At 70.0% G+C, this 25,960-nt stretch carries 23 protein-coding genes; 16 read left to right on the top strand and 7 right to left on the bottom strand.

Going from position 1 to position 25,960, the window contains the following annotated elements:
• Positions 1-58: 58 nt before the first annotated feature.
• Complete coding sequence (locus tag MA876_RS14325) at positions 59-1,507, top strand: NAD(P)H-quinone dehydrogenase (protein WP_248150800.1); 1,449 nt, start codon at positions 59-61, stop codon at positions 1,505-1,507.
• A gap of 21 nt (positions 1,508-1,528) precedes the next feature.
• On the opposite strand, the gene MA876_RS14320 is transcribed toward MA876_RS14325, so the two are convergent.
• The 3 genes from MA876_RS14320 to MA876_RS14310 form a co-directional block, all read right to left on the bottom strand.
• Complete coding sequence (locus MA876_RS14320) at positions 1,529-1,990, bottom strand: hypothetical protein (RefSeq protein WP_248150798.1); 462 nt, start codon at positions 1,988-1,990, stop codon at positions 1,529-1,531.
• A 32-nt stretch (positions 1,991-2,022) separates the two neighbouring features.
• Positions 2,023-3,804, bottom strand: a complete 1,782-nt coding sequence (locus MA876_RS14315; RefSeq protein ID WP_248150782.1) for an acetyl/propionyl/methylcrotonyl-CoA carboxylase subunit alpha — start codon at positions 3,802-3,804, stop codon at positions 2,023-2,025.
• Positions 3,805-3,879: 75 nt separating this feature from the next.
• Complete coding sequence (locus tag MA876_RS14310; RefSeq protein WP_248150779.1) at positions 3,880-4,554, bottom strand: Maf family protein; 675 nt, start codon at positions 4,552-4,554, stop codon at positions 3,880-3,882.
• Between the two features lie 89 nt (positions 4,555-4,643).
• On the opposite strand from MA876_RS14310, the gene MA876_RS14305 reads away from it, so the two are divergent.
• The 4 genes from MA876_RS14305 to MA876_RS14290 are packed head-to-tail and all read left to right on the top strand — an operon-like array spanning position 4,644 to position 8,915.
• A complete protein-coding gene (locus MA876_RS14305; RefSeq protein ID WP_248150777.1) occupies positions 4,644-5,957 on the top strand; it encodes a class I SAM-dependent RNA methyltransferase in 1,314 nt (437 codons plus the stop codon).
• Positions 5,954-6,628, top strand: a complete 675-nt coding sequence (locus tag MA876_RS14300) for a response regulator transcription factor (protein WP_248150775.1) — start codon at positions 5,954-5,956, stop codon at positions 6,626-6,628. Before MA876_RS14305 ends, MA876_RS14300 begins: the two co-directional genes overlap by 4 nt.
• A complete protein-coding gene (locus MA876_RS14295; RefSeq protein ID WP_248150773.1) occupies positions 6,625-7,884 on the top strand; it encodes a sensor histidine kinase in 1,260 nt (419 codons plus the stop codon). The genes MA876_RS14300 and MA876_RS14295 overlap by 4 nt, the downstream gene beginning before the upstream one ends.
• A complete protein-coding gene (locus tag MA876_RS14290; protein WP_248150771.1) occupies positions 7,881-8,915 on the top strand; it encodes a hypothetical protein in 1,035 nt (344 codons plus the stop codon). Before MA876_RS14295 ends, MA876_RS14290 begins: the two co-directional genes overlap by 4 nt.
• A 260-nt stretch (positions 8,916-9,175) precedes the next feature.
• Here MA876_RS14290 and MA876_RS14285 read toward each other — a convergent pair whose 3' ends face one another.
• A complete protein-coding gene (locus tag MA876_RS14285) occupies positions 9,176-9,391 on the bottom strand; it encodes an acyl-CoA carboxylase subunit epsilon (protein WP_248150769.1) in 216 nt (71 codons plus the stop codon).
• Positions 9,388-10,977, bottom strand: a complete 1,590-nt coding sequence (locus MA876_RS14280; protein WP_372491534.1) for an acyl-CoA carboxylase subunit beta — start codon at positions 10,975-10,977, stop codon at positions 9,388-9,390. The genes MA876_RS14285 and MA876_RS14280 overlap by 4 nt, the downstream gene beginning before the upstream one ends.
• A gap of 101 nt (positions 10,978-11,078) precedes the next feature.
• Here MA876_RS14280 and MA876_RS14275 point away from each other — a divergent pair, with 101 nt between their 5' ends.
• From MA876_RS14275 to MA876_RS14225, 11 genes are all read left to right on the top strand, one after another.
• Positions 11,079-11,876: a biotin--[acetyl-CoA-carboxylase] ligase gene (locus MA876_RS14275; RefSeq protein WP_248150767.1), complete on the top strand. Its 798-nt coding sequence runs from the start codon at positions 11,079-11,081 to the stop codon at positions 11,874-11,876.
• 80 nt (positions 11,877-11,956) lie between these two features.
• Positions 11,957-12,511 (top strand): PH domain-containing protein, encoded by a 555-nt coding sequence (locus MA876_RS14270; protein ID WP_248150751.1) that lies wholly within the window; start codon positions 11,957-11,959, stop codon positions 12,509-12,511.
• 31 nt (positions 12,512-12,542) lie between these two features.
• Positions 12,543-13,679: a 5-(carboxyamino)imidazole ribonucleotide synthase gene (locus MA876_RS14265; RefSeq protein WP_248150748.1), complete on the top strand. Its 1,137-nt coding sequence runs from the start codon at positions 12,543-12,545 to the stop codon at positions 13,677-13,679.
• A gap of 94 nt (positions 13,680-13,773) precedes the next feature.
• A complete protein-coding gene (gene purE / locus MA876_RS14260) occupies positions 13,774-14,241 on the top strand; it encodes a 5-(carboxyamino)imidazole ribonucleotide mutase (protein ID WP_248151135.1) in 468 nt (155 codons plus the stop codon).
• Positions 14,238-15,716, top strand: coding sequence for an LCP family protein (locus tag MA876_RS14255; protein ID WP_248150745.1), 1,479 nt, complete (start codon positions 14,238-14,240; stop codon positions 15,714-15,716). Before purE ends, MA876_RS14255 begins: the two co-directional genes overlap by 4 nt.
• A 3-nt stretch (positions 15,717-15,719) precedes the next feature.
• Positions 15,720-16,838, top strand: a complete 1,119-nt coding sequence (locus tag MA876_RS14250; RefSeq protein ID WP_248150742.1) for a glycosyltransferase — start codon at positions 15,720-15,722, stop codon at positions 16,836-16,838.
• A gap of 117 nt (positions 16,839-16,955) precedes the next feature.
• Positions 16,956-18,785, top strand: a complete 1,830-nt coding sequence (locus tag MA876_RS14245; RefSeq protein ID WP_248150739.1) for a cell wall-binding repeat-containing protein — start codon at positions 16,956-16,958, stop codon at positions 18,783-18,785.
• 205 nt (positions 18,786-18,990) lie between these two features.
• A complete protein-coding gene (locus MA876_RS14240) occupies positions 18,991-21,159 on the top strand; it encodes a cell wall-binding repeat-containing protein (protein ID WP_248150736.1) in 2,169 nt (722 codons plus the stop codon).
• A gap of 67 nt (positions 21,160-21,226) precedes the next feature.
• Positions 21,227-22,135, top strand: a complete 909-nt coding sequence (locus MA876_RS14235; RefSeq protein WP_248150733.1) for an ABC transporter permease — start codon at positions 21,227-21,229, stop codon at positions 22,133-22,135.
• Positions 22,132-22,869, top strand: a complete 738-nt coding sequence (locus tag MA876_RS14230; protein WP_248150730.1) for an ABC transporter ATP-binding protein — start codon at positions 22,132-22,134, stop codon at positions 22,867-22,869. Before MA876_RS14235 ends, MA876_RS14230 begins: the two co-directional genes overlap by 4 nt.
• A 1-nt stretch (position 22,870) precedes the next feature.
• Positions 22,871-24,826, top strand: coding sequence for a DUF6541 family protein (locus MA876_RS14225; protein ID WP_248150716.1), 1,956 nt, complete (start codon positions 22,871-22,873; stop codon positions 24,824-24,826).
• Between the two features lie 4 nt (positions 24,827-24,830).
• Here the strand turns inward: MA876_RS14225 and MA876_RS14220 are convergent, their stop codons facing one another.
• Together MA876_RS14220 and MA876_RS14215 are read right to left on the bottom strand one after the other, a co-directional pair.
• Entirely contained in the window at positions 24,831-25,187 is a 357-nt protein-coding gene (locus MA876_RS14220; RefSeq protein WP_248150712.1) for a DUF2304 domain-containing protein, read from the bottom strand.
• Positions 25,187-25,882, bottom strand: a complete 696-nt coding sequence (locus MA876_RS14215; RefSeq protein ID WP_248150710.1) for a glycosyltransferase family 2 protein — start codon at positions 25,880-25,882, stop codon at positions 25,187-25,189. Before MA876_RS14215 ends, MA876_RS14220 begins: the two co-directional genes overlap by 1 nt.
• Positions 25,883-25,960 lie beyond the last annotated feature (78 nt).

The raw sequence follows: 25,960 nt of genomic DNA, 5'->3' as shown, positions 1-25,960 counted from the left end.
AGAGATCCCGTGCGACGGGAGTGTCGTGGCGCGCCCGGTCACAGGGGAGAATGGATGCATGTCCTTGAGCTTCGAGACCACGCAGTCCGTCGCCATCCTCGGTGGCGGCCCCGGCGGCTACGAAGCGGCGATCGCCGCGGCCCAGCTCGGAGCCGAGGTGACGCTCGTCGAGCGAGCCGGTGTCGGCGGCTCGGCCGTCATCACCGACGTCGTGCCGTCGAAGTCGCTCATCGCGACCGCCGACGCGGCCGTCGCGATCAAGGGCGCGAGCGACCTGGGTGTTCAGCTGTTCGCCAAGACGGCCGACGGCAAGCCCCTCAAGCCCGAGATCGCGATCAACCTGACCGCCGTGAACAAGCGGCTGCTCTCGCTCGCGCGTCAGCAGTCCGACGACATGCGCGCATCGCTCGTCGAGGCGGGGGTCAAGATCATCTCGGGCCACGGCCGCCTCGAGGGCGACAACGCCGTCGTCGTGTCGACCGAGCCGGGCGGCATCGACTTCGACCGTGTCGAGGCAGACACGCTCGTCGTCTCGGTCGGCGCTTCGCCGCGCGAGCTCGACAGCGCCAAGCCCGACGGCGTCCGCATCCTGACCTGGACCCAGCTCTACGACATGAAGGCGCTCCCCGAGCACCTGATCGTCGTCGGCTCGGGCGTCACGGGCGCCGAGTTCGCCGGCGCCTACATGAACCTCGGCGCGAAGGTCACCCTCGTCTCGAGCCGCGACCAGGTGCTCCCCGGCGAGGACGCGGACGCCGCGGCCGTGCTCGAGCGCGTCTTCAAGCGCGGCGGGATGACGCTGCTGTCGAAGTCTCGGGCCGAAAAGGTCGAGAACACCGGGTCGGGCGTCCTCGTCACCCTGTCGGACGGCCGCACGGTCGAGGGCAGCCACTGTCTCATGGCGGTGGGCTCGATCCCCAACACCGCGGGCATCGGTCTCGAAGAGGCCGGCATCCAGATGACCGAATCGGGACACATCCAAGTCAACCGCGTCGCGCGCACCTCGGTGCCCAACATCTACGCCGCCGGCGACTGCACGACGTTCGTCCCGCTCGCCTCGGTCGCTTCCATGCAGGGCCGCACGGCGGTCTTCCACGCTCTCGGCGACGTCGTCATCCCGCTCGAGCGCCGCCGGATCACCTCGAACATCTTCACCGCGCCCGAGATCGCGACGATCGGATGGCAGGAGAAGGACATCGAGGACGGGCTCATCAACGCCGTCGTGCACAAGCTCCCGCTCGCCGCCAATCCGCGCGCGAAGATGATGGGCATCAAGGACGGCTTCGTCAAGCTCATCGCGCGCCAGGGCTCGGGGAGCGTCGTGGGCGGCGTGATCGTCGGTCCTCGGGCATCCGAGCTCATCTATCCGATCGCGATCGCCGTCGAGCGCCGCCTCACGGTCGACCAGGTCTCGCGCGTCTTCGCGGTCTACCCGTCGCTGTCGAGCAGCATCACCGACGCCGCGCGTGCGATGCACGTCGTCGACCACACGATCTACGGCGCCTGACCGACTCCGCAGCGTCGGCGGTCACGGCGTTGTGCCGACGACCGCGACCGTGAACGTCGTGTCGGAGTCGGGGCTGGTCATCCGAGTGACGACCGACGAGACGTCCGCGACCTCGGTGGCGCCGTCGACGCCCACGTCGATCATCGCCGGCACCTCGGTGCACTCCACCTCGGATTGCACGCCGATGCCCACGCCGTCACCGCTCAGGGAGTAGCCGAACTCGGCCGAGCCTCCGCCGAAGCACGCCACTTCGAAGGCAGACACCGTGACGGGGTCGTCGAAGGAGAGGGTGATTCCGTCGTCCGACGAGCGGCTCGTCATACCCGACGTCGTTCCGAGCAGGTCGGTCCGCCCGTCGATGCTCTTCTCGCTGTCGCGCAGCCAGCTCTGGGCGGCTTCCTGGTCGACAGCAGGGGCGGCGGCGCATCCAGTCAGCAGGGCGACGACGGTGGCGGCGACCAGGGCGGCTCGGCGGATGCGCATGGGCTCACGCTAGTGCCAGTCAGGCCGCGGCGTCAGACGATCGTCAGGAGCTGGTGGCCGGCCGAGACCGTCGTACCGGCGGCGGCGTTGATCGCGCCGATCGTGCCGTCCTTGTGCGCCTGGATCGGCTGCTCCATCTTCATCGCTTCGAGCACGATCACCAGGTCGCCCTTGACGACCTGCTGGCCCTCTTCGACGGCGACCTTGACGATCGTCGCCTGCATGGGCGCCTTGACGGCGTCACCCGAGGCCCCGGCCATCGCGGTCGTCTCGTGCGAGCGCCGCGACGGCGGAACGGCCGCGGGACGGCCTGCGGAGCCGGGCGCGGCGACGATGCGGTCGGGAAGGCTCACCTCGAGACGCTTGCCGCCGACCTCGACGATGACGGTATGACGGTTCTCTTCGCCGCGCGGCCCTTCGAGCTCGCCGTCCCACGGGGGGATGTCGTTCACGAACTCGGTCTCGATCCACCGCGTGAACACGCCGAAACGGCCGTCCTCGGCGGTGAAGGCGGGATCGCGCACGACGGCGCGGTGGAACGGGAGCACGGTCGGCAGACCGGCGACCTCGAACTCGTCGAGCGCACGGCGCGAGCGCTCCAGCGCCTCCGCGCGGTCGCGGCCGGTCACGATGATCTTCGCGAGCAGCGAGTCGAACGCACCCGAGACGCTGTCGCCCGCGGTGACGCCGGAGTCGAGGCGGATGCCGGGGCCGCCGAACGTCTTGAAGACGCGGATCGGACCGGGCTGCGGCAGGAACCCGCGGCCGGGGTCTTCGCCGTTGATGCGGAACTCGATCGAGTGGCCGTCGGGCTGCGGGTCGTCGTAGCCGATCTCCTCGCCCTCGGCGAGGCGGAACTGCTCGCGCACGAGGTCGAGGCCCGTCACTTCTTCGGAGACGGGGTGCTCGACCTGCAGGCGCGTGTTGACCTCGAGGAACGAGATCGTGCCGTCGGCGCCGATGAGGAACTCGCACGTCCCCGCACCGACGTAGCCGACCTCTTTCAGGATGGCCTTCGACGCGCGGTAGAGGATGTCGTTCTGCTCGTCGGTGAGGAACGGCGCGGGCGCCTCTTCGACGAGCTTCTGGTGCCGTCGCTGCAGCGAGCAGTCGCGGGTCGAGACCACGACGACGTTGCCCGCGGCATCCGCCAGGCACTGCGTCTCGACGTGCCGGGGCTTGTCGAGGTACTTCTCGACGAAGCACTCGCCGCGACCGAAGGCGCCGATCGCCTCGCGCGTCGCGGACTCGAACAGCTCGGGGATCTCGTCGAACTCGCGCGCGACCTTGAGCCCGCGGCCGCCGCCGCCGTACGCGGCCTTGATCGCGATGGGCAGACCGTGCTCACGGGCGAAGGCGACGACCTCGTCTGCTCCCTCGACCGGGCCGGGCGTGCCGGGGGCGAGCGGGGCGCCCACCTTCTCGGCGACGTGACGCGCCGTCACTTTGTCGCCGAGAGCCTCGATCGCCTCGGGCGACGGGCCGATCCACGTGAGGCCCGCGGCGATGACGGCGCGGGCGAAGTCGGCGTTCTCGGCGAGGAATCCGTACCCGGGATGCACGGCGTCGGCACCCGAGCGGCGGGCGACCGAGAGGATCTTGTCGATCGACAGGTAGGTGTCGGCGCTCGTCGACCCGTCGAGCGCGTACGCCTCGTCGGCGAGACGGGCGTGCATCGCATCGCGGTCCTGATCGGCGTACACGGCGACCGAGGCCTTGCCGGCATCCCGTGCGGCGCGGACGATCCGGACGGCGATCTCGCCGCGATTCGCGACGAGGACCTTGGCGATCGAGGACGGGGGGGTCGCAGGCATGAATGCCAGCCTAGCGAGCGACCCCCGGTGCCTTTTGAGCGCTTCGCACAAGAACGGACGCGAAACGTGGGCTTCCTACAACAAAGACGGAGGGGCTTCCTGATCCTCCAGCCCCCACAGGCTCGTCCAGTCGACGCCCAGTTCGCGCACGAGCGAGCGCAGCGTCGACACCGACATCCCGACCACCGTGGACGGATCGCCCTCGACGCGCTCGATGAATGCGCCGCCGAGACTGTCGACGGTGAAGGCTCCCGCGACGTGGAGCGGCTCGCCCGTCGCGACATACGCCTCGATCTCGGCATCCGTCACATCGGCGACGAATGAGACGGACGCCTCCGCCACCGCGTGCACTTCGCGCGCGGGCGCCTGCGGCGATACGCGCACGACGGCGTGCCCCGAGTGCAGCACGCCCGTGCGGCCCCGCATCGCATGCCAGCGTGCGATCGCGTTCTCGGGCGTATGGGGCTTGCCGAGCACCTGCCCGTCGAGTGCGAACATCGAATCGCCGCCGATGACGATGCCGTCGAAATCGGGGATGTCGTCGGCGAGCCGCGCGGCGACGTCGGCCGCCTTGCGCCGAGCGAGGAGCAGCACGTGCTCGTCGGGTGCCAGAGTGCGCCCTTCGGCGCTCTCGACAGCCGCGACGACCGCTTCTTCGTCGACGTCCGGCGCGATCGTGAGCGGATGGATGCCGAACTGGCGCAGAAGCATGAGCCGGGCGGGTGAGGTCGAGGCGAGGCAGATGCGCATGCAACCACGCTAGACCGCGCGCCCGTGTCCCCCGAAAGGCCGACACGAATCGTCCGATTCGTGCCAGATCTCGATGGGAGACTGGGGGGATGGACGCCGGCACCCTCATCGACCTCGACATCACGGGTGTCGCGCACGGCGGCGTCTTCGTCGGCCGCCACGAGGGGCGGGTCGTCTTCGTCCCCGACGCGATCCCGGGTGAGCGCGTGCGCGTGCGACTGAGCGACGTCACGAAGAAGTCGTTCTGGCGCGGCGAGGTCATCGAGGTGCTGGATGCCTCGCCCGATCGCCGCCCGCACGTCTGGCGTCAGGCGGACGTCGATGTCGCGCCCGAAGTCCGCCCGGGGGGCGCGGACTTCGGGCACATCGATCTGCAGCGCCAGCGGTCGCTCAAGGTCGAGGTGCTGGGCGACGCCCTGCAGCGTTTCGGCGGCATGGCGAACCCGGCATTCGCGATCGAGCCCGCGCGGCCGATCCTCGCGCCGGACGGGCGGGTCCTCGCCGAGGAGACGGGCGACGGCACGGGCTGGCGGACGCGCGTCTCGCTGCACGTCGACGAGGCGGGCCGTGTGGGGCCGTATGCGGCGCGCAGCCACACCGTCATCCCGGTCGACGAACTCCCGCTCGCGACCGCGGAGGTCGCCGAGGCTGCGCTCGCACTCACGCGCGGTGAGCCCGGACGCATCGACCTCGTGCAGCCGGCGGACGGCCGGGTGCGCGTCCTCCGCCGCCCCGACGGCGGACGGCGCGACGGCAAGGATCCCGGGCGCGAGGTCGTTGTCGAACGCGCTTCGGGTCGCGACTTCCGCGTCGACGCCGGCGGGTTCTGGCAGGTGCACCGGCTCGCGGCGCACTCGCTGACCGGGCTGGTCACCGATGCGCTTCTCGCCGAGGGGTCGGTCGACCCCGACGGGTGGCACCTCGATCTGTACGGCGGTGTCGGCCTGTTCGGCGCGACGCTCGCGAGCCTCGCGGGGTCTTCGGCGCGCGTCACGAGCGTCGAGTCCGATCCGCGCGCGACCGAGCACGCGGGTGAGAACCTCGCGGAGTGGATAGGTGCGCGCGCCGAGACGGGGCGCGTCGACCGCTGGGTGACGCGGCTCGCGGCCGAGGCATCCACCGCCCAGCGCGAACGCCTGTCGCGCGGCATCGTGCTGCTGGATCCTCCGCGCGCCGGAGCCGGACGCGTCGTGGTCGAGTCGGTCGCCGACCTCGGCGCCCGCACGGTCGTCTACGTCGCATGCGATCCCGTGGCCCTCGCACGCGACCTCGCGACCTTCCGCGACGTCGGCTACGACACCGTCGCGGTGCGGGCGCTGGACATCTTCCCGAACTCGCACCACGTCGAGGCCGTCGCGACTCTGAGACGCGCGGACGCCGCGAAGCTAGGGTGGAGCGCATGACGCGGGTCGCGCTGATCGACGACCACGAGTCCGTCCGGCTCGGACTCGAAGCGTGGTGCGCCCGTGTGCCCGGCACCGAGGTCGTGTTCTCGGGGAGCGGCGTCAACGAGTACCTGCAGTGGCGCTCCTTCAGTCGCGCTCCCACGGCCGACGTCGTCGTGCTGGATCTGACGCTTGGCGACGGCACGACCGTCACCGAGAACGTCACACGGCTCATCCGCGACGGCTCGAGCGTCATCATCCACTCGGTCGCCGACCGCCCCGCCGCAGTGCGGGAAGCGCTGTCGGCAGGAGCCGCGGGGGTCGTGAGCAAGGCTTCGCCGATCTCGGACGTCATCAAGGCCGTGGGCACGGTCGCCCGTGGCGAGCCCCTCAACAACGTCGAGTGGGCGAGCGCCGTGGACGGCGACCGCGACTTCGCCGACGCGCAGCTGTCGGCCCGGGAGCGCGATGTCCTGCGGCTGTACGCCGCCGGCCTGCCGCTCAAGGTCGTCGCGGACCGCCTCGGCGTCGCGTACTCGACGGCGAAGGAGAACATCACCCGCATCCGTGTGAAGTACGTCGAGGTCGGACGCCCCGCCCCGACCAAGGTCGATCTGCTGCGCCGCGCGATGGAGGACGGCATCGTCGCCGGCACCGCATCCGATCCCGGTGCGGAGCGGATGCCGTGACCGACAGCGAGGAGATCCTCGACGAGGCGTGGGGTCACATCCCGCAGTCCCGCGACGCGAGCGCGAGCATCGGCTCCTTCACGAGGTTGCGCGTCGAGCGCATCATCTGGGTCGCCGCCGGCGCGGGGTCGCTCGTCCTCGGTGCACAGGCGCTCGTCGTCGCCCTCGGCTCGACGATCGAGCAACCCGGCTGGCACGAGCCGCTCGTCCTCGCGGCCTTCGTGCCGCTGGCGCTCATGATCATCGCGTGCTTCGTCGGACGCGGTGTGCGCTTCACGGCCGGGCTGTTCGTCTTCATGTACATCGGGGTGCTTGCGCTGTGGCCGCTCGCTGCGGCGGGCTCCGACGCGCCGCTGTCGGAGGCGCCCTGGCCGTGGCACATCGTCAACATCGCGACGCTCGCCGCCGTGCTGGCCTTCCCGTTGCCGATCCAGCTCGCGGGGAGCGTCCTGATTCCCCTCCTGTACGGACTCGTCCGGCTCATCGCCGACAACTTCGCGACCGGACTCTGGTACTACGTCATCATCGAAGTGTCGTTCTCCCTGATCTTCGGCGGCGTCCTCCTGACCCTCGCCTGGGTGTTCCGGTCCGTCGCCGTAGGCGTCGACGAAACCCGTGCGCACGCCGTCGAGTCGTACTCGCGCGCCGCCGCCGCCAACGCCGCGGAGCAGGAGCGGGTCGCTGTCGCAGCGCTCATGCACGACAGCGTCCTGGCCGCACTCATCGCCGCCGAGCGCTCCGACACTCCGCGCGGGCGGGTGCTGGCGGTGGCGATGGCGCGCGAGGCGCTGACCCGCCTCGCCAATACGGAGCAGGATGCCGGAGAGGGCAGCGACGACGTGCGCTCGGCAGACAGCATCGCCGAGGCCATCGAGACCGCGTCGCGTGAGCTCGGCACGAGGATCGCGATGCACCGTGAGATCCGCTCCGGCGACCTCGACATCCCCGGACGGATCTCCCGCGCCCTCGTCCTGGCGGCGACCCAAGCTGTCGCCAATGCGGTCGAGCACGCCGGGGGAGTCGGTCTCGAGGCTTCGCTGTACGCCGACGACGAGCGCATCAACATCGAGGTGCGGGACGCGGGCGGAGGCTTCGATCTGAACGCCGTGCCCGACGACCGGCTGGGCATCCGGGCATCCATCATCGCGCGCGTCGCAGCGGTCGGCGGCTCCACAGATGTCGAATCGGATGCCGGGGGCACGACGGTACGCCTGGAATGGCGGCCGCGGCGGGACGCCTACCTGGAGGACGCATGATCAGCGTTCGGAACATCCTCTCTGGCCTCGCGGTCGCCTTCTCGCTGTATCTCGCGGCGCGGGGTCTGTCGTGGGGCGAGGACGCGCCGCGGTATCCGCTCATCATCGTCGCCGCCTTCGCGCTGTACCTCGTCACGACGACGCTGTGCACCTTCTGGCAGCCGCGCAAGCCCGACCGCCCGACGCATCCGGCGCCCCGGCAGTCCCGGCTGCCGCGCACGGCCGGGATCCTCGCGATCGCGACGGCTGCGATCGTGCCGACGGCGATCTCGTACTCCGCCGGTCCCGGCTCCTACACGGCGTCCTATGCGACGTGGTACCTCGGCGGGATCGGCGCGCTCATGACCATCGTCATGGCGCGACGCCGCCCGTGGATGGCGTGGTCGGGCACCGCACTCCTCGCGATCGGCTCGATCGCATGGATGGGACTCGACGCACTGACACTGGGACTCATCGGCTCGATCGTCTGGGTGTTCGTCGCACAGCTCCTCGTCCTGTCGCTCGACCGCGCTGCACGCGACACGTCGCAGCTCGCCAACCTGCAGACCGCAGCCTCGGCATGGCAGGCATCGCAGGTCGTGCGCCAGCGCGAGAGGCGCGTGCAGGTCCAGGAAGCCCTCGCGATCGCCGGCCCCGTCCTCACGCGGACCGTCGCCAACCGCGGCGTGCTCGACGACGCCGATCGCCTCGAGGCTCGCATCGCCGAGGGACGCCTGCGCGACGAGCTGCGCGGCCCGAGACTGCTCGACGACGCCGTGCGTGCGCAGCTGGAGCTGGCCCGTCGCCGAGGTGCGACGGTGACGGTGCTCGACGAGGGCGGGCTCGACGGCATGGACGAAGCATCCCTCGCCGTCATCCGCGCCGAGCTCGCCGAGACCCTGCGGACGTCGGAATCCAACCGGCTGTACATTCGCACGGCGCCGCACGACAGCGTCGCCGTGACGGTCGTGGGTCGGTCGGAGTCCGACGGCGGGCTCTCGGACGAGGACGCCGTCGACCTCTGGCGCGAGATCGTCCGGCCCACGAACTGACGCCGCATCTCGGCATACCGCTCCCGTGACCGGTGCGGGGGAGGGGAACCGGGCGCGAGAGCGGAGTAGATGAGAGGCGAGGGGCGGCGTGACGCCGGCCCCTCGCCTCGCGAGCGATTACCCGAAAACCGCTCGCGTGGCCGAACCTGGGCTCCGCCTCGCGGCGAAGCAGGTCGACCGAACGCAGAATGCGTTCCAGCACAACCAGTATCGGAGCGCCCTGCCGGCTCTGTCTGTAGGTATTTCGGGGGACAAGCCCGTCAGCCGCGCACCCAGCCGACCTCACGTCGGAGCGGCTCGCGCAGCGACCGCTGCGAGACCGACCACGCCGATCGCACGTGGGTCTCGTCGGCCACCGCTTCGGCCGCCTCGACGCTGTAGGCCTCGGTGACCACGGCGATCAGGGCCGCGAGCTCCTCGGGTGTCGGATCGCCGCGTGTGACCTCGATCGCCACGGGCCGCTCGTCGGGGCTCACAGCGGGATGTTCCCGTGCTTCTTGGGCGGCAGCGTCGCCCGCTTGCCGCGCAGTGCCCGGAGCGCCTTGGCGATCGCGACGCGCGTCTGGGCGGGCTCGATGATGCCGTCGAGCTCGCCGCGTTCGGCCGCGAGGAAGGGGGACGCCACGTTGTAGGTGTATTCGTTCGCGAGGCGGGTGCGCACGGCCGCGACGTCCTCGCCCGCCTCTTCGGCCTTCTTGATCTCGCCGCGGTAGAGGATGTTGACGGCACCCTGACCGCCCATGACGGCGATCTCGGCCGTCGGCCAGGCGAGGTTGATGTCGGCGCCGAGCTGCTTCGAACCCATGACGATGTAGGCCCCGCCGTACGCCTTGCGCAGGATGACGGTCACCAGCGGCACAGTCGCCTCGGCGTAGGCATAGAGGAGTTTCGCGCCGCGACGGATGACGCCCGTCCACTCCTGGTCGGTGCCGGGGAGGTACCCGGGCACGTCGACGAGCGTGACGATCGGGATCGAGAACGCGTCGCAGAACCGCACGAAGCGGCTCGCCTTCTCGCCGGCTTCGATGTTGAGCGTGCCGGCCATCTGCGATGGCTGGTTGGCGATGATGCCGACGCTGCGCCCCTCGATGCGGCCGAAGCCGATGACGATGTTGGGTGCGAACAGCGGTTGCACCTCGAGGAAGTCCTCGGAGTCGACGATGTGGCGGATGACGCCGTGGATGTCGTACGGCTGGTTCGGCGAGTCGGGGATGACGGTGTTGAGCGTGCGGTCGGCATCCGTCGTCTCGAACTCGAACACGGGCTCGTAGCCGGGCAGTTCGGCGAGGTTGTTGTCGGGGAGGAAGCCGAGGAGCGTGCGGACGTAGTCGATCGCATCGTCCTCGTCCTCGGCCAGGTAGTGCGCGACGCCCGACCGGGTGTTGTGCGTGTATGCGCCGCCGAGCTCCTCCATGCCGACGTCCTCGCCCGTGACGGTCTTGATGACGTCGGGCCCGGTCACGAACATCTGGCTCGTCTTGTCGACCATGACGACGAAGTCGGTGAGTGCGGGGGAGTACACCGCGCCGCCCGCGGCGGGACCCATGATGATCGAGATCTGCGGGATGACGCCCGACGCACGCGTGTTGAGACGGAAGATCTCGCCGTACTTGCCGAGGGCGACGACGCCCTCCTGGATGCGGGCGCCGCCCGAGTCGAGGATGCCGACGATCGGGATGCCGCTGCGGAGCGCGAACTCCATGACCTTGATGATCTTGTCTCCCGCGACCTCGCCGAGCGACCCGCCGAACGTCGAGAAGTCCTGCGCATAGACCGCGACCGTCCGGCCGTGGATCGTGCCGTGGCCCGTGACGACGGAGTCGCCGTACGGCCGCGAGCGGTCCATGCCGAACGCCGTCGTGCGGTGGCGCACGTACTCGTCGAGCTCGACGAAGCTGCCGGGGTCGACGAGCAGCTCGATGCGCTCGCGCGCCGTGCCCTTGCCCTTCGCGTGCTGCTTGGTCTGCGCGGCGGCCTCGGCGTCGAGGACGGCCTCCTGGTAGCGGGCGCGCAGGTCGGCGATCTTGCCGGCGGTCGTGAAGAGATCGGGCTGGTCGGTCACGGATTCCACCCTATCCACGGGGGTCCGCTCGAGGTTGGAGGGATCGCACAAAGGCCCGCGGCATCCGCTGTCCGCCCCGACATGACGGGTAGCGTGTGGCCATGACGATTCCCGCAGAGGGGTACCCGCTCACGGCGGCCGTGAGTCCGCGTGTCCAGGTCGCCGACACGACCGACTCGACGAACGCCGACGTCGTGCGGCACGCGACGGCGGAGCCGGACGCCTGGCCCCACCTGTCGGTGCTGCTCACGACGGACCAGCGCGCGGGACGCGGGCGGCTGGACCGCAGCTGGGTCGCGGCCCCGGGCACGGCTCTCGCCGTCTCGACGCTCGTGCGGGTCCCGCACATCGCATACGCCGCGCGGGGCTGGATCCCGCTCATCGCGGGGGCGGCGATGACGCGGGCGATCTCGGCGCAGCTGAGCGGGACCGGTCACTCCGCGACCCTCAAGTGGCCCAACGACGTCCTGCTGGACGGAGGGAAGGTGTGCGGCATCCTCGCCGAGGTCATCCCGGGAGACCCCGATGCGATCGTCATCGGCGCCGGCGTCAACACGACCATGACGGCCGCAGACCTGCCGGTCACGACCGCGACCTCGTTCGCCGCGGTCGGCCTCGTCGCCGACGAGGACCGGCTCGTCGCCGACTATCTCGCAGCCCTCGACGAGCAGCTCAGGGCGCTCGCCGAGGCCGTCGGCAATGCGAGTGCCGCGGGGATCCGCGGCGAGATCGAAGCGCTGTGCTCGACGCTCGGACGCGATGTCGTCGTGCACCTGCCCGGCGGCGAGCTGCTCGCGGGACGCGCGCAACGCCTCGACGAGGACGGCCGGCTCGTCGTCGCCCTGCCGCTGGGAAACGAGACCGCCGTCTCGGCGGGCGACGTCGTGCACGTGCGCTGAACCCGCGATCGCCGCGCGATCCGTGACGAAACGCGTCGTGTGCACCGGAGTTCGTCGGCTCCTCACCCCACAATGGGACCATGACCCAGCCCACGAGCTACGGCGGGCGCCCCGTGCTCCCGGCGCCCGGCGCGCCGACGCAGGAGCTGCGCGTCGCGCGGTTCCGAGGTCATGCGCGCCGGCTCACGTGGTGCGCGCTCGTGCTCATCGCCGTCGCAGGAGCCGTCGGCTTCTTCTACGGCAACCTGCCGAGCGGATTCGAGAACTGGATGCTGGTGGCCGCGGCATCCGTCATCGTCCTCCTCCTCGTCCTGATCCCGTTCCTGGTGTGGTGGACGCACGTGGACACGATCACGACGCGCCGCGTGATCGAGCGCTCCGGCATCTTCGCGACCCACCGGCGCGAGCTCGGCCACGTGCGCGGGTACACGATCGAGCTGCGCCGCGGCATCCTGCAGCGCATGTGGGGCACGGGCACGCTCGTGCTCTCGAACGGCGTCGACGCCCCGTTGCGCCTCGCGAACGTGCCGAGCGTCGCTCTCGTGCACGAGGCGCTCATCGATCAGGTCGAGGTCAACCAGATCCTCGCGCACCGCGACGCGCAGCCGCCGCTCCCGCCGCTTCCGACGTCGTAGTCCGCGTCCGCGGTTTGGGATGATGGATGCCATGACCTTGCGCATCGGAGTCGTCGGCGGCGGGCAGCTGGCCCGCATGATGATCGCCCCGGCGACCGAGCTCGGCATCGAGCTGCGGGTTCTCGCCGAAGAACCCGGGATGTCGGCATCCCTGGCAGCCTCGGCCGTCGGCGACTACCACGACGCCGAGACCGTCCTCGCCTTCGCGCGCGACGTCGACGTCATCACGTTCGATCACGAACACGTCCCGCAGGACGTCCTGGCCTCGCTCCACGGCGCCGGCGTCCGCGTGCACCCCGGCCCCGGGGCCCTCGCCATCGCGCAGGACAAGCTGGTCATGCGCGCGCGGCTCGAGGAGCTCGGGATGCCGCAGCCCGATTGGGCGGCCGTCTCGACGCCCGAGGAGCTGCAGGTGTTCCTCGATGCCCACGGCGGACGCGCCGTCGTCAAGACCCCGCGCGGCGGCTACGACGGCAAGGGCGTGCGCGTCGTGTCGGCCGCGACCGAGGCCGATGACTGGTTCGCCGCGCTCGCCGAAGACGCCCGCGGCGGCGCCCTGCTCGCCGAGGAGCTCGTCGACTTCTCGCGCGAGCTCGCGCAGCAGGTCGCGAGGCGCCCGTCGGGCGAGATGCGGGCCTACCCCGTCGTCGAGACCGTGCAGCGCGGCGGTGTGTGCGCCGAGGTCATCGCCCCGGCGCCCCACGCGGGGGAGCGCGTGCGGTCGGTCGCCGAGGAGATCGGCCTCGCGATCGCCGAAGGGCTCGGGGTCACCGGCATGCTGGCTGTCGAGCTGTTCGAGACGACGGACGAGCGTCTGCTCATCAACGAGCTCGCGATGCGGCCGCACAACAGCGGCCACTGGAGCCAGGACGGTGCCGTCACGGGCCAGTTCGAACAGCACCTGCGCGCCGTGCTGGATCTGCCGCTCGGCGACCCCGCCCCGCGCGAGCCCTGGACCGTCATGGTCAACATCCTGGGCGGGCCTACCGAAGGACCGCTCGAGGCGCGGATCCCCGCGGCACTGGCGAGCCACCCGTCCGCGAAGGTGCACACCTACGGCAAGGCGCCGCGGCCGGGCCGCAAGGTCGGTCACGTCAATGTCGCCGGCGCCGATCTCGACGACGTCGCGTACGAGGCGCGGGCCGCGGCATCCCTCTTCCTCGACTAGCGCGCCGTTGCGGGGTTCTGCCAGGCTCGCGGCCTACCCTGGGCAGGTGACGCGGCCACTTCATTCCTCCGACGCGCCCCTCGTCGGGGTCGTGATGGGCTCCGACTCCGACTGGCGGGTCATGAGCGACGCCTCGCAGGTGCTCACCGACTTCGGCATCCCGCACGAGGTCGAGGTCGTCTCGGCCCACCGCACGCCCGACAAGCTGATCCGCTACGGGCGCGAGGCGCGCGGCCGCGGCATCCGCGTCGTCATCGCCGGCGCCGGCGGCGCCGCGCACCTGCCGGGCATGCTCGCCTCGGTCACCGCTCTTCCCGTCATCGGCGTGCCCGTGCAGCTCGCGACGCTCGACGGACTCGATTCGCTCCTGAGCATCGTTCAGATGCCCGCCGGCATCCCCGTGGCGACCGTGTCGATCAACGGCGCGAAGAACGCGGGCCTGCTGGCCGCACGGATCCTCGGATCCTCGGATGGAGCGCTCGCCGATGCCGTCGAGTCCTACGCTCGTGACCTCGAGTCCCAGGTCGAGGAGAAGAACCGCAGACTGAAGGATTCGCTGTGAGCGTGATGGCTCCCGCGCGGGTGCCGTCGCCGGCGGATCGCGGGATGCAGCTCGTGAACGAGCGGCCGTTCCGGCATCCCGACACCCGCTCCCGCGCGTTCATGTCGCGGCGGGGCTGGTGGCTCGTTCTGCTGAACTTCCTGGTCCCGGGCTCTGCGCAGGTGCTGGCGGGCAACCGCCGCCTGGGGCGGATCGGGCTCGGCGCGACTCTGGCTATGTGGGTCATCGCCGCCATCCTGCTGCTGAGCGCCCTCCTCGCGCCGGCGGCGCTTCTCGGCTTCGCCACGGGGGCCTGGATCCCCGAATTCCTCTCGCTCCTGCGGCCCCTGCCGCTGCTGCTCGCGCAGGGAGTGCTCATCGCGTACGCGGTTCTGTGGGCCGTGCTCACGATCGACACGCTGCGCCTCGTCCGGCTGGTCAAGACCGGCACGGGTGCCCGCTTCGGAATCGTCGGACTCGCGATCGCGCTGCTGGTCGCCTCGACGGGCACGGCCGCGTACGCGGCCAACGTCGCGGGCACGACCCGGGACACGATCGCGGTCATCTTCGGCGAGAGCGGGCCGGCCGTGCCCCCCTCCGACGGGTACTACAACATCCTCCTTCTCGGCGCGGACTCGGGTGAGGGCCGGGACTCGATGCGCTTCGACAGCATCTCGGTCGTCTCGATCGACGCCACCACCGGGCGCACGACGATCACCGGCATCCCGCGCGACATGCCCAACTTCCCGTTCGCCCCCGGTCCCATGCAGGACAAGTACCCGAACGGCCACCAGAGTCACGCGGACGCGAACTGCGGCTGGGGGAGCGGGATCAACCAGCTCCGGACCGAGGTCGAGGTCTGCCAGGACGGCAGCCTCCTCTACCCGGATGCCGCCGCGAACGGCTCGGCGCCCGCGATCGAGGCGACGAAGGATGCCGCCGAGGGGATCCTGGGCATCGAGATCCCGTACTACGTCTTCATCGACATGCACGGGTTCGCCGCCCTCATCGATGCGCTCGGCGGTGTCGACATCACGGTCGCGGAGCGTCTTCCCAAGGGCGGCGGCCCCGCCTATCAGGGGCAGCCGGCCGAGGACTGGGCGACCGGCTGGATCGAGGCCGGGGCGCAGCACATGGACGGCGACACGGCGCAGTGGTACGCGCGTTCGCGCTACACCACGAGCGACTTCGATCGCATGGCGCGCCAGCGCATCCTGCAGCAGGCGATGCTCGCGCAGTTCACTCCCCAGACGGTGCTGACGCGGTTCCAGGATGTCGCGGCGGCCGGTGCCGCGATCGTCGAGACCGATCTGCCGCAATCCCTGATCCCGTTCCTCGCCGATCTGGCGTTGAAGGCGAAGGAGCAGCCCGTCACGGCGATCGAGCTGACCCCGGAGGGCGGAATCGACGAGTACGCACCCGACTACGCGTACGTGCAGGAGCTCGTGCGCACGTCGCTCCACCCGCCGACCCCGACTCCGTCGCCCGAGGGCTGAGACGTGGTGGCCACGCTTCGCGTCGTGCTCGATCAGCTCGTCGCCCCGACAGACCCGGACCTCGCCGAGGCCTCCCGCGAACTCGCGACTGCGCTCGCGATCGCCGCGCCGTCGGGCTGCGAGGTCGAGGCGATCGTTCCGTCCGGCGAATTCGTCCCGGTCGACGGCCTCGCCGGGGTACGGAGGGCAGGCCTCCCACGTCGAGAGCTGTCCGCCGCCCTGCAGATGGGGATCGGCAGCGGCATCGCCGGCGGCATGATCCACTCACCTTCGCTGTTCGCTCCCCTCGTGCGGCACGACCGCGTGCACGACAACGACCAGACGGTCGTGACGGTCTGGGACCTCCGCGCGTGGGAGGCTCCCGACGAGCTGCCTCGCGGCGTCGCGGCGTGGCAGCGGTCGATGCTCAAGCGTGCCGTCCGACACGCCGACGCGGTCGTCGTGCCGACGCATTCGCTCGCGGTGCGCCTCACCGAGATCGCGCCGCGTCTGGAGGACCGCATCCGCGTCATCGCCGGCGCGTCTCCGCTCGGCTTCGCCGTCCCGACCGACGAGGTCGGCCGCCGTCGTCACCTTGATCTGCCCGAGGGCTTCGTGCTGCTCGCGGGCGGGCCGATGCCGTCCGAGAGTCTGTCGACGGGACTCGCGGCGGTCGCGGCGTCCGGCACCGACCTTCCCGTCGTCGTGATCGATGTCGAGGATGGTCACGAGCCCGCCGTGGCGGACATCGCCGCGGCCGCCGGCATCGCCGAGCATCGCCTGCACGTGCGCGGTCGACTCGCGCCGGCGGATCGCGCCGCTGTCTACGGGGCGGCGATCGTCTTCGTCGCGCCCTCTCGCCGCGCGGGCTTCCCGTGGCGGCTGGTGGACGCGCTGACCCTCGGCGTGCCCGTGATCGCCGCAGACTCCTCCGTTCACCGCGAGATCGTGGTCGACGGGGGCGTGCTGGTCGACGAGGCGGATGACGCGCAGCGAGAGTCTGCGCTCGGCAACGCCCTCCGCGCGGCGCTCGGATCGACGTCCTCGGTCGATCGGCTCGCGGTGCTGGCGGGCGATCGGGGGCGCGCCTTCTCGTGGCGCGAAGCGGCCGACAAGGTGTGGCTGCTGCACGCCGAACTCTGACCGCGGAGCCCGTCGGAGACGCTTCGGTCCGGAGCGGGCCTCCCGGACCAGTAGTATGCGAGCACATGCACCGCGAGCCTGGGGGCTGCGGTCGATCACGATGCTGGGGAGCCTGTGATGAGTCGAATCGCTGTCGGTCGTTCCGCGCCGGGGAGGTCCCTCCGTCGCATCCTGGGGGCTGTCGCCGCACTCGCCACCATCTTGGTGGGAACCGTCGCGCTGCCGGTTGCCGCGCAGAGCGCCGAGACGGCATCGGTGGTCTATCGGTCGGCTGCGCAGGGCGTGGTGTGGCCGAAGGTGTCGAACGTGGTCATCACCGGAACCGCGACCGGGTTCGATCTGGCCTTCGACTGGCAGCAGCCTGCGCAGAGCGACTCGTGCCCTGGTGGACCTGGGTCGCAGGGATGCTGGACCTCGGTCACGGTGCAGCCCGAGCTCGGGGTATACCGGGGCACGTTCGCGGAGAATCCAACCGCGGACGATTTCGATCGCGGCTACGGGATGAATGGCGGAGACTTTCCGATCCAGACGATCGAGACCGGCGCGTCGGCGACGGTCCGCACCGGTCATTACAGCGGATCGTTCACGTTCGATCGCTCCGACGACCTGACGGTCATGCTCATCGGCAGTGTGGCGATGGGGGATTCCTGGAGCGGCGCAGCGCTTTTCCTCGCGGCTGCCGAGCTTCCGCCTGTCGTCACTCCGGGGCTCGTCCTGAACTCGAACTTCGGAACGCCCGTGTGCACGCCCGGCGGCGCTGAAGTCACGGTGAAGGCGGGGAGTGGGGGTGGGCCTGGTCGCGCCGGCGTGGTCGCCCACATCGCGGTCTGGTACGACACCGATATGGACGGACAGCAGGACGCCGGTGAGTCGGTCGAGACCTATTCCGGGCCACTCGAGACGGTCACGACGTTTGCGAAGACCATCCCTGTCGAGCGTGAGGGAATCACAGACGTCACCGTCAACTTCACCGACCCGGCGATCAGTCAGACCCAGACCATCTATGCGGGCGATCGCCAGTACTTCTTCCCCCGGCGCTGCGAGGCGTCGCCGGTGCAGCGGTGGTCCGGTCCGGGTCGGTACGACACGGCGGTGAAGATCAGTCAAGAGGCGTTCCCGTCGGGCGCGGACGTGGTGTTCATCGCGAATGGGACGGCGTTCCCTGACGCTCTGGCGGGTGCTCCCGTGGCCGGCAAGGATGGGGGTCCGGTGCTGCTGACCCCGTCTGGCGCTCTGCCGCCTGCAGTGAAGGCCGAGGTCGCCCGACTCGATCCGTCGAAGATCGTGGTCCTGGGCGGTAGCGGGGCTGTGGGTCCTGCGGTCGTTTCGGAGTTGGAGGGGATCGCGCCGGTGGAGCGGTGGTCGGGCCCCGGCCGCTACGACACGGCTGTTGCGATCAGCCAGAAGGCGTTCCCGACGCGCGCGGACGTGGTGTTCATCGCGAACGGGACGGCGTTCCCTGACGCTCTGGCGGGTGCTCCCGTGGCCGGCAAGGATGAGGGTCCGGTGCTGCTGACCCCGTCTGGCGCTCTGCCGCCTGCAGTGAAGGCCGAGGTCGCCCGACTCGATCCGTCGAAGATCGTGGTCTTGGGCGGTAGCGGGGCTGTGGGTCCTGCGGTCGTTTCGGAGTTGGAGGGGATCGCGCCGGTGGACCGCTGGTCGGGGCCGGGTCGATATGACACGGCCGTCGCGATCAGCAAGAAGGCGTTCCCGACAGGGGCCGATGTCGTCTTCATCGCGAACGGGACGACCTTCCCCGACGCGCTTGCCGGAGCCCCGGTCGCCGGCATGCAGGCCGGCCCCGTACTCCTGACCCCGGCTGGCGCGCTACCGCCCGCCGTGCAGGCGGAGGTCTTCCGGCTGGGGCCGGAACGGGTGGTCGTCCTCGGAGGCAACGGCGCGGTGAGCCCCGCCGTGATCGACGCTCTCGAGCTCGCGATACCCTGAGATCCGCGCGAGCTGAAGAAGTCCCCGACCTCGACTCATACGAGTCGCTGTTCGGGGACTTCTTCTGCGTCGGTGCCGCCGACACGCCGGTGTTTTCGGCGTGTCGGGCGTGGATTTCGTGCGAGGACTGGTAACAGTGGATGACTTCCGTCACACTGTTCACATGGTGCACAGGTCTCGGGTCTCCTCTTCGCGCTCAGGCTGGGTGCGATCCGCGCTCGGTGCGGCTCTCGTCATCGGCGTGGTGATCGCCGGAGTCTCGACTCCCGCGGCGGCGTCCACGACGCCGACGCCGATGCCGACGCCGACTCCTTCGGTCGAGCCGAGTGCGACACCGACGACTGAGCCCGAGACCGCGCCCACGGAGGAACCGACGCCGGCGCCCGAGCCCGAGTCCGAGTACGCGCAGTGGGAGGCCGGCGCACCAGGCGACACGCCGTCCGACCCGACGGCGGGCAACATCGACGGGTGGACTCCGTCATCCTCGTCAGACGGCCTGCGCACGGCGGCGACCCTCGCGGGATTCAACCCGGGCAACATCATCAGCGACGCCGTGTTCTTCAACTCGGGCACGATGACCGAGGCGCAGATCCAGGCATTCCTCAACAGCAAAGTGCCGAACTGTCAGAGTGGCTACACCTGCCTCAAGGACTTCCGACAGAACACGACCACCCGAGAGCCGTCGCTGCTGTGCGGCGGACGGTACGCCGGAGCGGGCAGCGAGAGCGCGGCCCGCATCATCTTCAAGGTCGCGCAGGCCTGCGGCATCAACCCGCAGGTCATCCTCGTGACGCTCCAGAAGGAGCAGGGGCTCGTGACGCACGTGTGGCCGAGCGAGTGGCGCTACACGATCGCGATGGGGCAGGGCTGCCCCGACACCGCCGCCTGCGACACCCACTACTACGGCTTCCAGAACCAGGTGTACGGCGCCGCCGCCCAGTTCAAGCGCTACGCCAATCCGCCGGGTACGAGCAACTACTTCACGTGGTATGCCCCCGGCAAGACCTGGAACGTCCGCTATCACCCGAATGCGGCATGCGGCACGTCGCCCGTCTACATCGCGAATCAGGCGACGGCGAACCTCTACTACTACACGCCGTACCAGCCCAACCGCGCGGCGCTCGCCGCGGGCTACGCCGCCGCCAACGACGCGTGCTCGTCGTACGGCAACCGCAACTTCTACAACTACTTCACCGACTGGTTCGGCTCGACGCAGAACACCGTCGGAGTCTGCACGCCTCCGAGCGGCTCGGCCGTCACCGCGGGGTCGGGGGAGTACCGGGTCACCGCATCCGTCCTCTACGCACGCAAGGCGCCCACGACCGTGTGCAGCGAAGGCATCCGCTCCCTGACTGCCGGCACGATCGTGACCCGGACGGGAACGTTCGGCGAATGGTGGCGGGTCCGCATGGACGGCGTCGTGGCGTGGGTGCACAGCGCGTACGTGACGCCGACCGCACCGCCGACGTACTCGACGACGCGGATCTCGGGGACCGATCGCTACGCGACATCCGTCGCCGTCTCGAAGGCGGCGTACCCGAGCGGCGCTTCGACCGTCTACCTCGCGGCGGGCATGGACTTCCCCGACGCACTCTCGGCGGCGGCGATCGCCTCCGGCACCGGTGCGTCGCTGCTCCTGGCTCGCGCGGACGGCATCCCGGCCTCGGTGGTGACCGAGATGAAGCGGCTCAATCCCACGAAGGTCGTGCTGGTCGGCGGTGAGGGCGTGCTGCAGGCGTCCCTGGTGAGCGCGGCGCAGGCCGCGATGCCGAGCGCGGCGATCTCGCGCATCTCCGGTGCGGACCGCTACGAGACGAGCGTGTCGCTCGCCCTCGCGGCCTTCACGAACGTGTCCACGGCGTACATCGCGACCGGCGCCGACTTCGCCGATGCACTCGCAGCCTCGGCCATCGCGGGCGCGAAGAAGGCACCGGTCTTCCTCGTCGACGGAAAGGCCGGGGCCGTTGACGCACGGACTCTCGCCGCGCTGCGTTCCCTCGGAGTCACGCAGGCCGTGATCGCGGGCGGCACCGGAGCGATCTCAGCCGGCGTCGAGACCTCGCTCAAGAATGCGGGGCTCGGCGTGACGCGATATGGCGGCTCGACGAGGTATCAGACCAGCCTCCTCATGAACAACGCGACGTATCCGGGCACCGCCTCGACCGCGTACCTGGCGACGGGAATGGACTTCCCGGACGCGCTGTCGGGGACGGTGCTCGCAGGCCGCAACGCCGCACCGCTGTTCTCGCAGCCGAACTACTGCATGACCGGTGCCGCGAAGGACTACATGCTCACCCACGGGACGAGCACGGCGACACTCATCGGCGGGGCCGGCGTCCTGTCCGCCGGCGTCGCCCGCTCGGAGCGTTGTTGAAGACGGCGCCGGGTACACTCTTCTGAGTCCCCGGCGCCCGTCGCCGACGAAGCGTTGTGAGTAGGCAGTGTCCGATACCCGAGATCTCTTCGCGCACGTGCCCCGTGCGCAGTTCGACGTACCGGGGACCGCGGGGGGACTCCTCGACGTGTTCCGCTGGCACTATCTGCTGCGGCTCCTCGTGCGCACGGGCGTCACCACCCGCTACCGCAACTCGGTCCTCGGCTGGACGTGGTCGTACGTGCGGCCGGCGGCCCAGTTCCTCGTCTTCTTCGTCGTCCTGGGCATCTTCCTCAGCCTCGACAAGGGCATCCCGAACTACGCCGTCTACCTGTTCAGCGGCATCGTCGTCATCAACCTCTTCAGCGAGGGGTTCAAGAACGCCACGACGTCGATCGTCGGCAATGCAGCGCTCGTGCGCAAGGTGTACCTTCCGCGGCAGCTGTTCGCCGTATCGGCTGTCATCGTCGCGTTCGTGCACTTCCTGCCGCAAGTCGGCCTGCTGCTGGTCGTGTGCCTGTTCTTCGGCTGGATCGTGCACGTCTCGGCCATCGGGGTCCTCGCGATCCTCGCCGGGACGCTTCTGATCATGGTCTTCGCACTTGGACTCGGTCTCTTCTTCGGCGCACTCAATGTGCGCTACCGCGATTCCGAGAACATCGTCGAGCTGCTGCTCCTGCTGGCGACCTGGGCGTCACCGGTGCTCTACTTCTGGACGATGGTCGCCGACGTCCTGCCCGACTGGCTCCTGAGGGTGTATCTGCTTAACCCGATCACGCAGGCTGTCGAGCTGTATCACTTCGCCTTCTGGCGTCCCATCAGCGAGCAGACCGATCCCGATCGCCTCGCAGCGCTTCCGATCCCCCCTGACCTCGCCCTCGACACACTGTGGACGTTCCTCATCGCCGTCGTCGTGCTGTGGCTGGGGCAGACGGTGTTCCGCCGTCTCGAGGGAAGGTTCGCACAGGACCTATGACCGCAGCATCCACCCGCCGTCCGAGCATCATCGCCCGCGACGTGCGCAAGACCTTCCTGCTCAACCACGCCTTCTCGCTGAAGGACACCGTGGTCTCGCTCCTGCGAGGCAAGAAGACGACCAGCGTGTTCGAGGCGCTCCGGGGCCTGGACGTCGTCATCGACGAGGGCGAGTCGGTGGCCATCCTCGGCCTCAACGGCTCCGGCAAGTCGACCTTCCTCAAGCTCATCTCAGGCGTCATGCAGCCCGACGGCGGCGAGGTGCTGACGCGGGGTCGCGTGGCGGGACTCATCGAAGTCGGAGCCGGCTTCCATCCCGAGCTCTCGGGCCGCGAGAACGTCTTCCTGAATGCCGCGATCCTGGGCATGAGCCGCAAGGAGATCGAGGCGCGCTACGACGAGATCGTCGCGTTCAGTGAGATCGAGCAGTTCATCGACCAGGAGGTCAAGCACTACTCCTCGGGCATGTTCATGCGACTCGCCTTCTCGGTCGCCATCCACGTCGAACTGGACGTCCTGCTGGTGGACGAGATCCTCTCGGTCGGCGATGCACCGTTCCGGGAGAAGTGCCGGCTCAAGTTCCAGGAGCTCATCGCGCAGAACAAGACACTCGTCGTGGTCAGCCACGACATGGAGATGGTGCGCGAGCTCTGTACACGCGGCATCGTGATCTCTTCGGGCACCGTCGTCTACGACGGGCCGATCGAGGGCGCGATCGCGACCGTCGAGGTCTGACGTGCTGTCCTGGCTCACCGAGAGCGTCGCGCTCGCCGGGGCCGTGCTCGTGGTGTTCGGCCCGGGGGTTCTCGTCGGCTGCGCCCTGCGGCTGCGCGGACTCGCGCTGTGGGCGATCGCGCCGGCAATCGGGGCGGCCGTGCTCACGGGCTCATCGCTCGTCCTCGGGCTCTTCGGGGTGGGGTGGACTCCGCTGTCGGCGGCGATCTCCCTCGTCGTCGTCGCTCTGATCGTGTGGGGCGTGCGTCACCTCCTCGGGCTCGGTCCGGCGCCGGCGGCGCGCACCGATCGGCGAGCACGATTGCTCCTCAGCGCGGGGATCGCCATCGGCATCGTGCTGGTGGCCCTGCGCGTCGGACTGTACATCGGCGATGCCGGGGCGATCTCGCAGACCAACGACGGCGCGTTCCACCTCAACGCCCTGCGGTTCGCGGTCGAGACGGGCTGGGCGTCTCCGCTCCGACTGAACGGCGTGGTCAGCCAGTCCGGCTTCTACCCGTCCGCCTGGCATGTCCTGGCCTCCCTGGTCGTGCAGCTGACCGGCACGTCGGTCGAGGTCGCGGCGAACGTCGTGACTCTCGTGCTCTCGGCCGGGGCGTGGACCCTCGGAATCGCGTACCTCACGCGGGTGGTCGCGGGGCCGGTCGCCGCATCCATCGCCGCCGCGCTCGCGGCATCCATCTCCGCCTTCCCGCTCCTTCTCGTGCAGTGGGGTGTGTTGTATCCCCAACTCCTGGCGACGGCGGTCCTGCCCGCCGCGATCGCCGTCGTCGCGGATGCGCGACGTCTGATCGGAAGTGAGGATGCCGGAGCCCGATGGGCGAGGTCACTGCGTCTCGGGGTCGTCGCCGCCCTCGCGGTCGGCGCGATCCTCGCCGCACAGCCGTCGGTGGCGCTCGCCTGGGCGCTCGCGGCTCTCTCGATCGGCGCGTGGGCTCTCGTCGCCCGGTGGTCGAGGCTGACGCGTCGTCTTCGCATCCTGGCGCTCGGCGGCCTGGGCGTCGGTCTGTTCCTGACGGCGGGGGTGTGGGCGCTCTTCTCGGCGTCGACCTCGGTCACGTGGCCGCCGAGCACCCGGCTGCTGACCGCCGGGGTAGAGGTCGTCATGAACGGGTTCCTCGGGTATCCCTGGGCCGTGCTCACGAGCATCCTCATGATCATCGGCATCGTCGTGGCGGTCCGGATGCCACGTCTTCGCGGCATCGCGACGACCTGGATCGTGCTCGTGGTGCTCTACGGCGTCGCCGCCGCGATCGGTGACCCGCGGCTCCGGGCCGTGCTCGTCGGCCCGTGGTACGAGGATCCGTACCGGCTCGCCGCGCTGATCCCCGTCGTCGCGCTCCCCCTCGCGGGAGCCGGCGCCGCCGCGATCGTCGCGCGGGCGAGCGTGGTGTGGGGTCGAAGGGGCGAGGACGTCGACGCGGGCGCCACGCGCGCCGCGACCTGGACCGCGCTCGGTGTCGTCGCGGCCATCGGCGTCATCTCTCTCGTCGTCGCGCCGCAGATCGCACGACGGGATGTCTTCGCCCACCGGGTGGACCCGAACCTGTACGCCGTGACGGCGGACTCGTTCCTCAGCGCGGACGAGCTCGCCGTCCTGCGGCGCCTCGCTGAGACGGTGCCCGAGGATGCCGCCGTCATCGGGAATCCGAGCACCGGGATGGCCTTCGGCTACGCGCTCAGCGGACGCAACGTCATCCCGCACAGCTGGGCACCCCCCGGTGGGCCCGACTACCCGATCCTGTGGGAGTCGCTGCGCGACGTCGCGACCAACCCCGAGGTCTGCCCGGCGCTGGACGCGTTCGGCGCCCGGTACGTCCTGGACTTCGGTCCGGGCGAACAGTACCCCGGGCGATGGATCATGCCCGGGTTCACGGACATCGACGGCCAGCCCGGGTTCGAACTCGTCGACCGCGAAGGTGACGCGATGCTCTGGCGGGTGACCGCCTGCGATTGAGCGCTCAGCGCTCGCTGTCGTCGTCCGAATGCTCGCGCTCGCGGGCATCCAGCAGCGCGACGCGGCGCGCGAGCTGCGTCAGCTGACGCTGGGTGGCCGTGTTGCGTCGGTACTGCGAGTACACGAACACGAGGAAGACGACCACCAGCGCGTACAGCAGCAGGTCTGTTCCGCGGCCGACGCCGACCAGTCGTGCGAACCAGGTCAGCCAGGCGGGGAACAGCACCGAGAGGATCGCTGCGACGATGAAGAGCGCGAAGAAGATGCGTCGGATGGCGAGGTGGGAGTCCGCGCCCGTACGCCGCATGACGAAGAAGCCGAGGGTCACGATCGCGACGATGAGAAGGAGCTGGATCCACATCAGCGCACCACCAGATCCACGAGGATGTTGACCGAGTTGAGCAGGCTCTGGCCCTTCGACTTCGAATAGTCGGTGTAGAGCAGCTCGACCGGCTGCTCCGCCCAGGGCAGACCCGTCCGGCCGAGCTGCAGCACGATCTCGGTCGCATGCGCCATGCGGTCCTGGACCAGGTGGACCTGCTGCGCGGCATCCCGTCTGATGACTCGCAGGCCGTTGTGCGCGTCGGTCAGCCGCGTACCCGTGGTCATGTTCGTGACCCAGACGGCCGTCTTCAGCACGAGCTTCTTGAGCGCGCCGGGCCGCGTGCGATCGTCGAGGAAGCGTGAGCCGAAGACGACGGCGAGATCCTCCTCACGGGCGCGGCGCACCATGGCGACCGCGTCGGTGACCCGATGCTGCCCGTCCGCGTCGAAGGTGACGATGAACTCGGCCCCGGGGTGGGCGAGCACGAAGTCGAATCCGGTCTGCAGCGCCGCACCCTGGCCGAGATTGATCGGATGCCGCACGACGAACGCTCCGGCCTGCTCGGCGATCTCGGCCGACCCATCCGAGGACCCGTCGTCGACGCACACGATGCGGCCGAAGAACGGAGTGAGACTCGCGATGACCGAGCCGATGACGGATGCCTCGTTGTAGAGGGGGATGACGACCCACGCTCCGCGATCGGGAGTCGGTGGTGCGGGCGGAGAAGTCATGGATTCCATTGTGACAGAGGGGATGCCGCGGCACGGGGTGGGGAGTGGGGCGCGACTGGGCACGGATCGACCATGTCC

Origin of the sequence: Microbacterium aoyamense (assembly GCF_023155855.1) — a bacterium.
Lineage (GTDB): Bacteria > Actinomycetota > Actinomycetes > Actinomycetales > Microbacteriaceae > Microbacterium > Microbacterium aoyamense.
The sequence above is the reverse complement of the archived record's forward strand: the minus strand, read 5'-3'. Positions and strand labels throughout refer to the sequence as shown.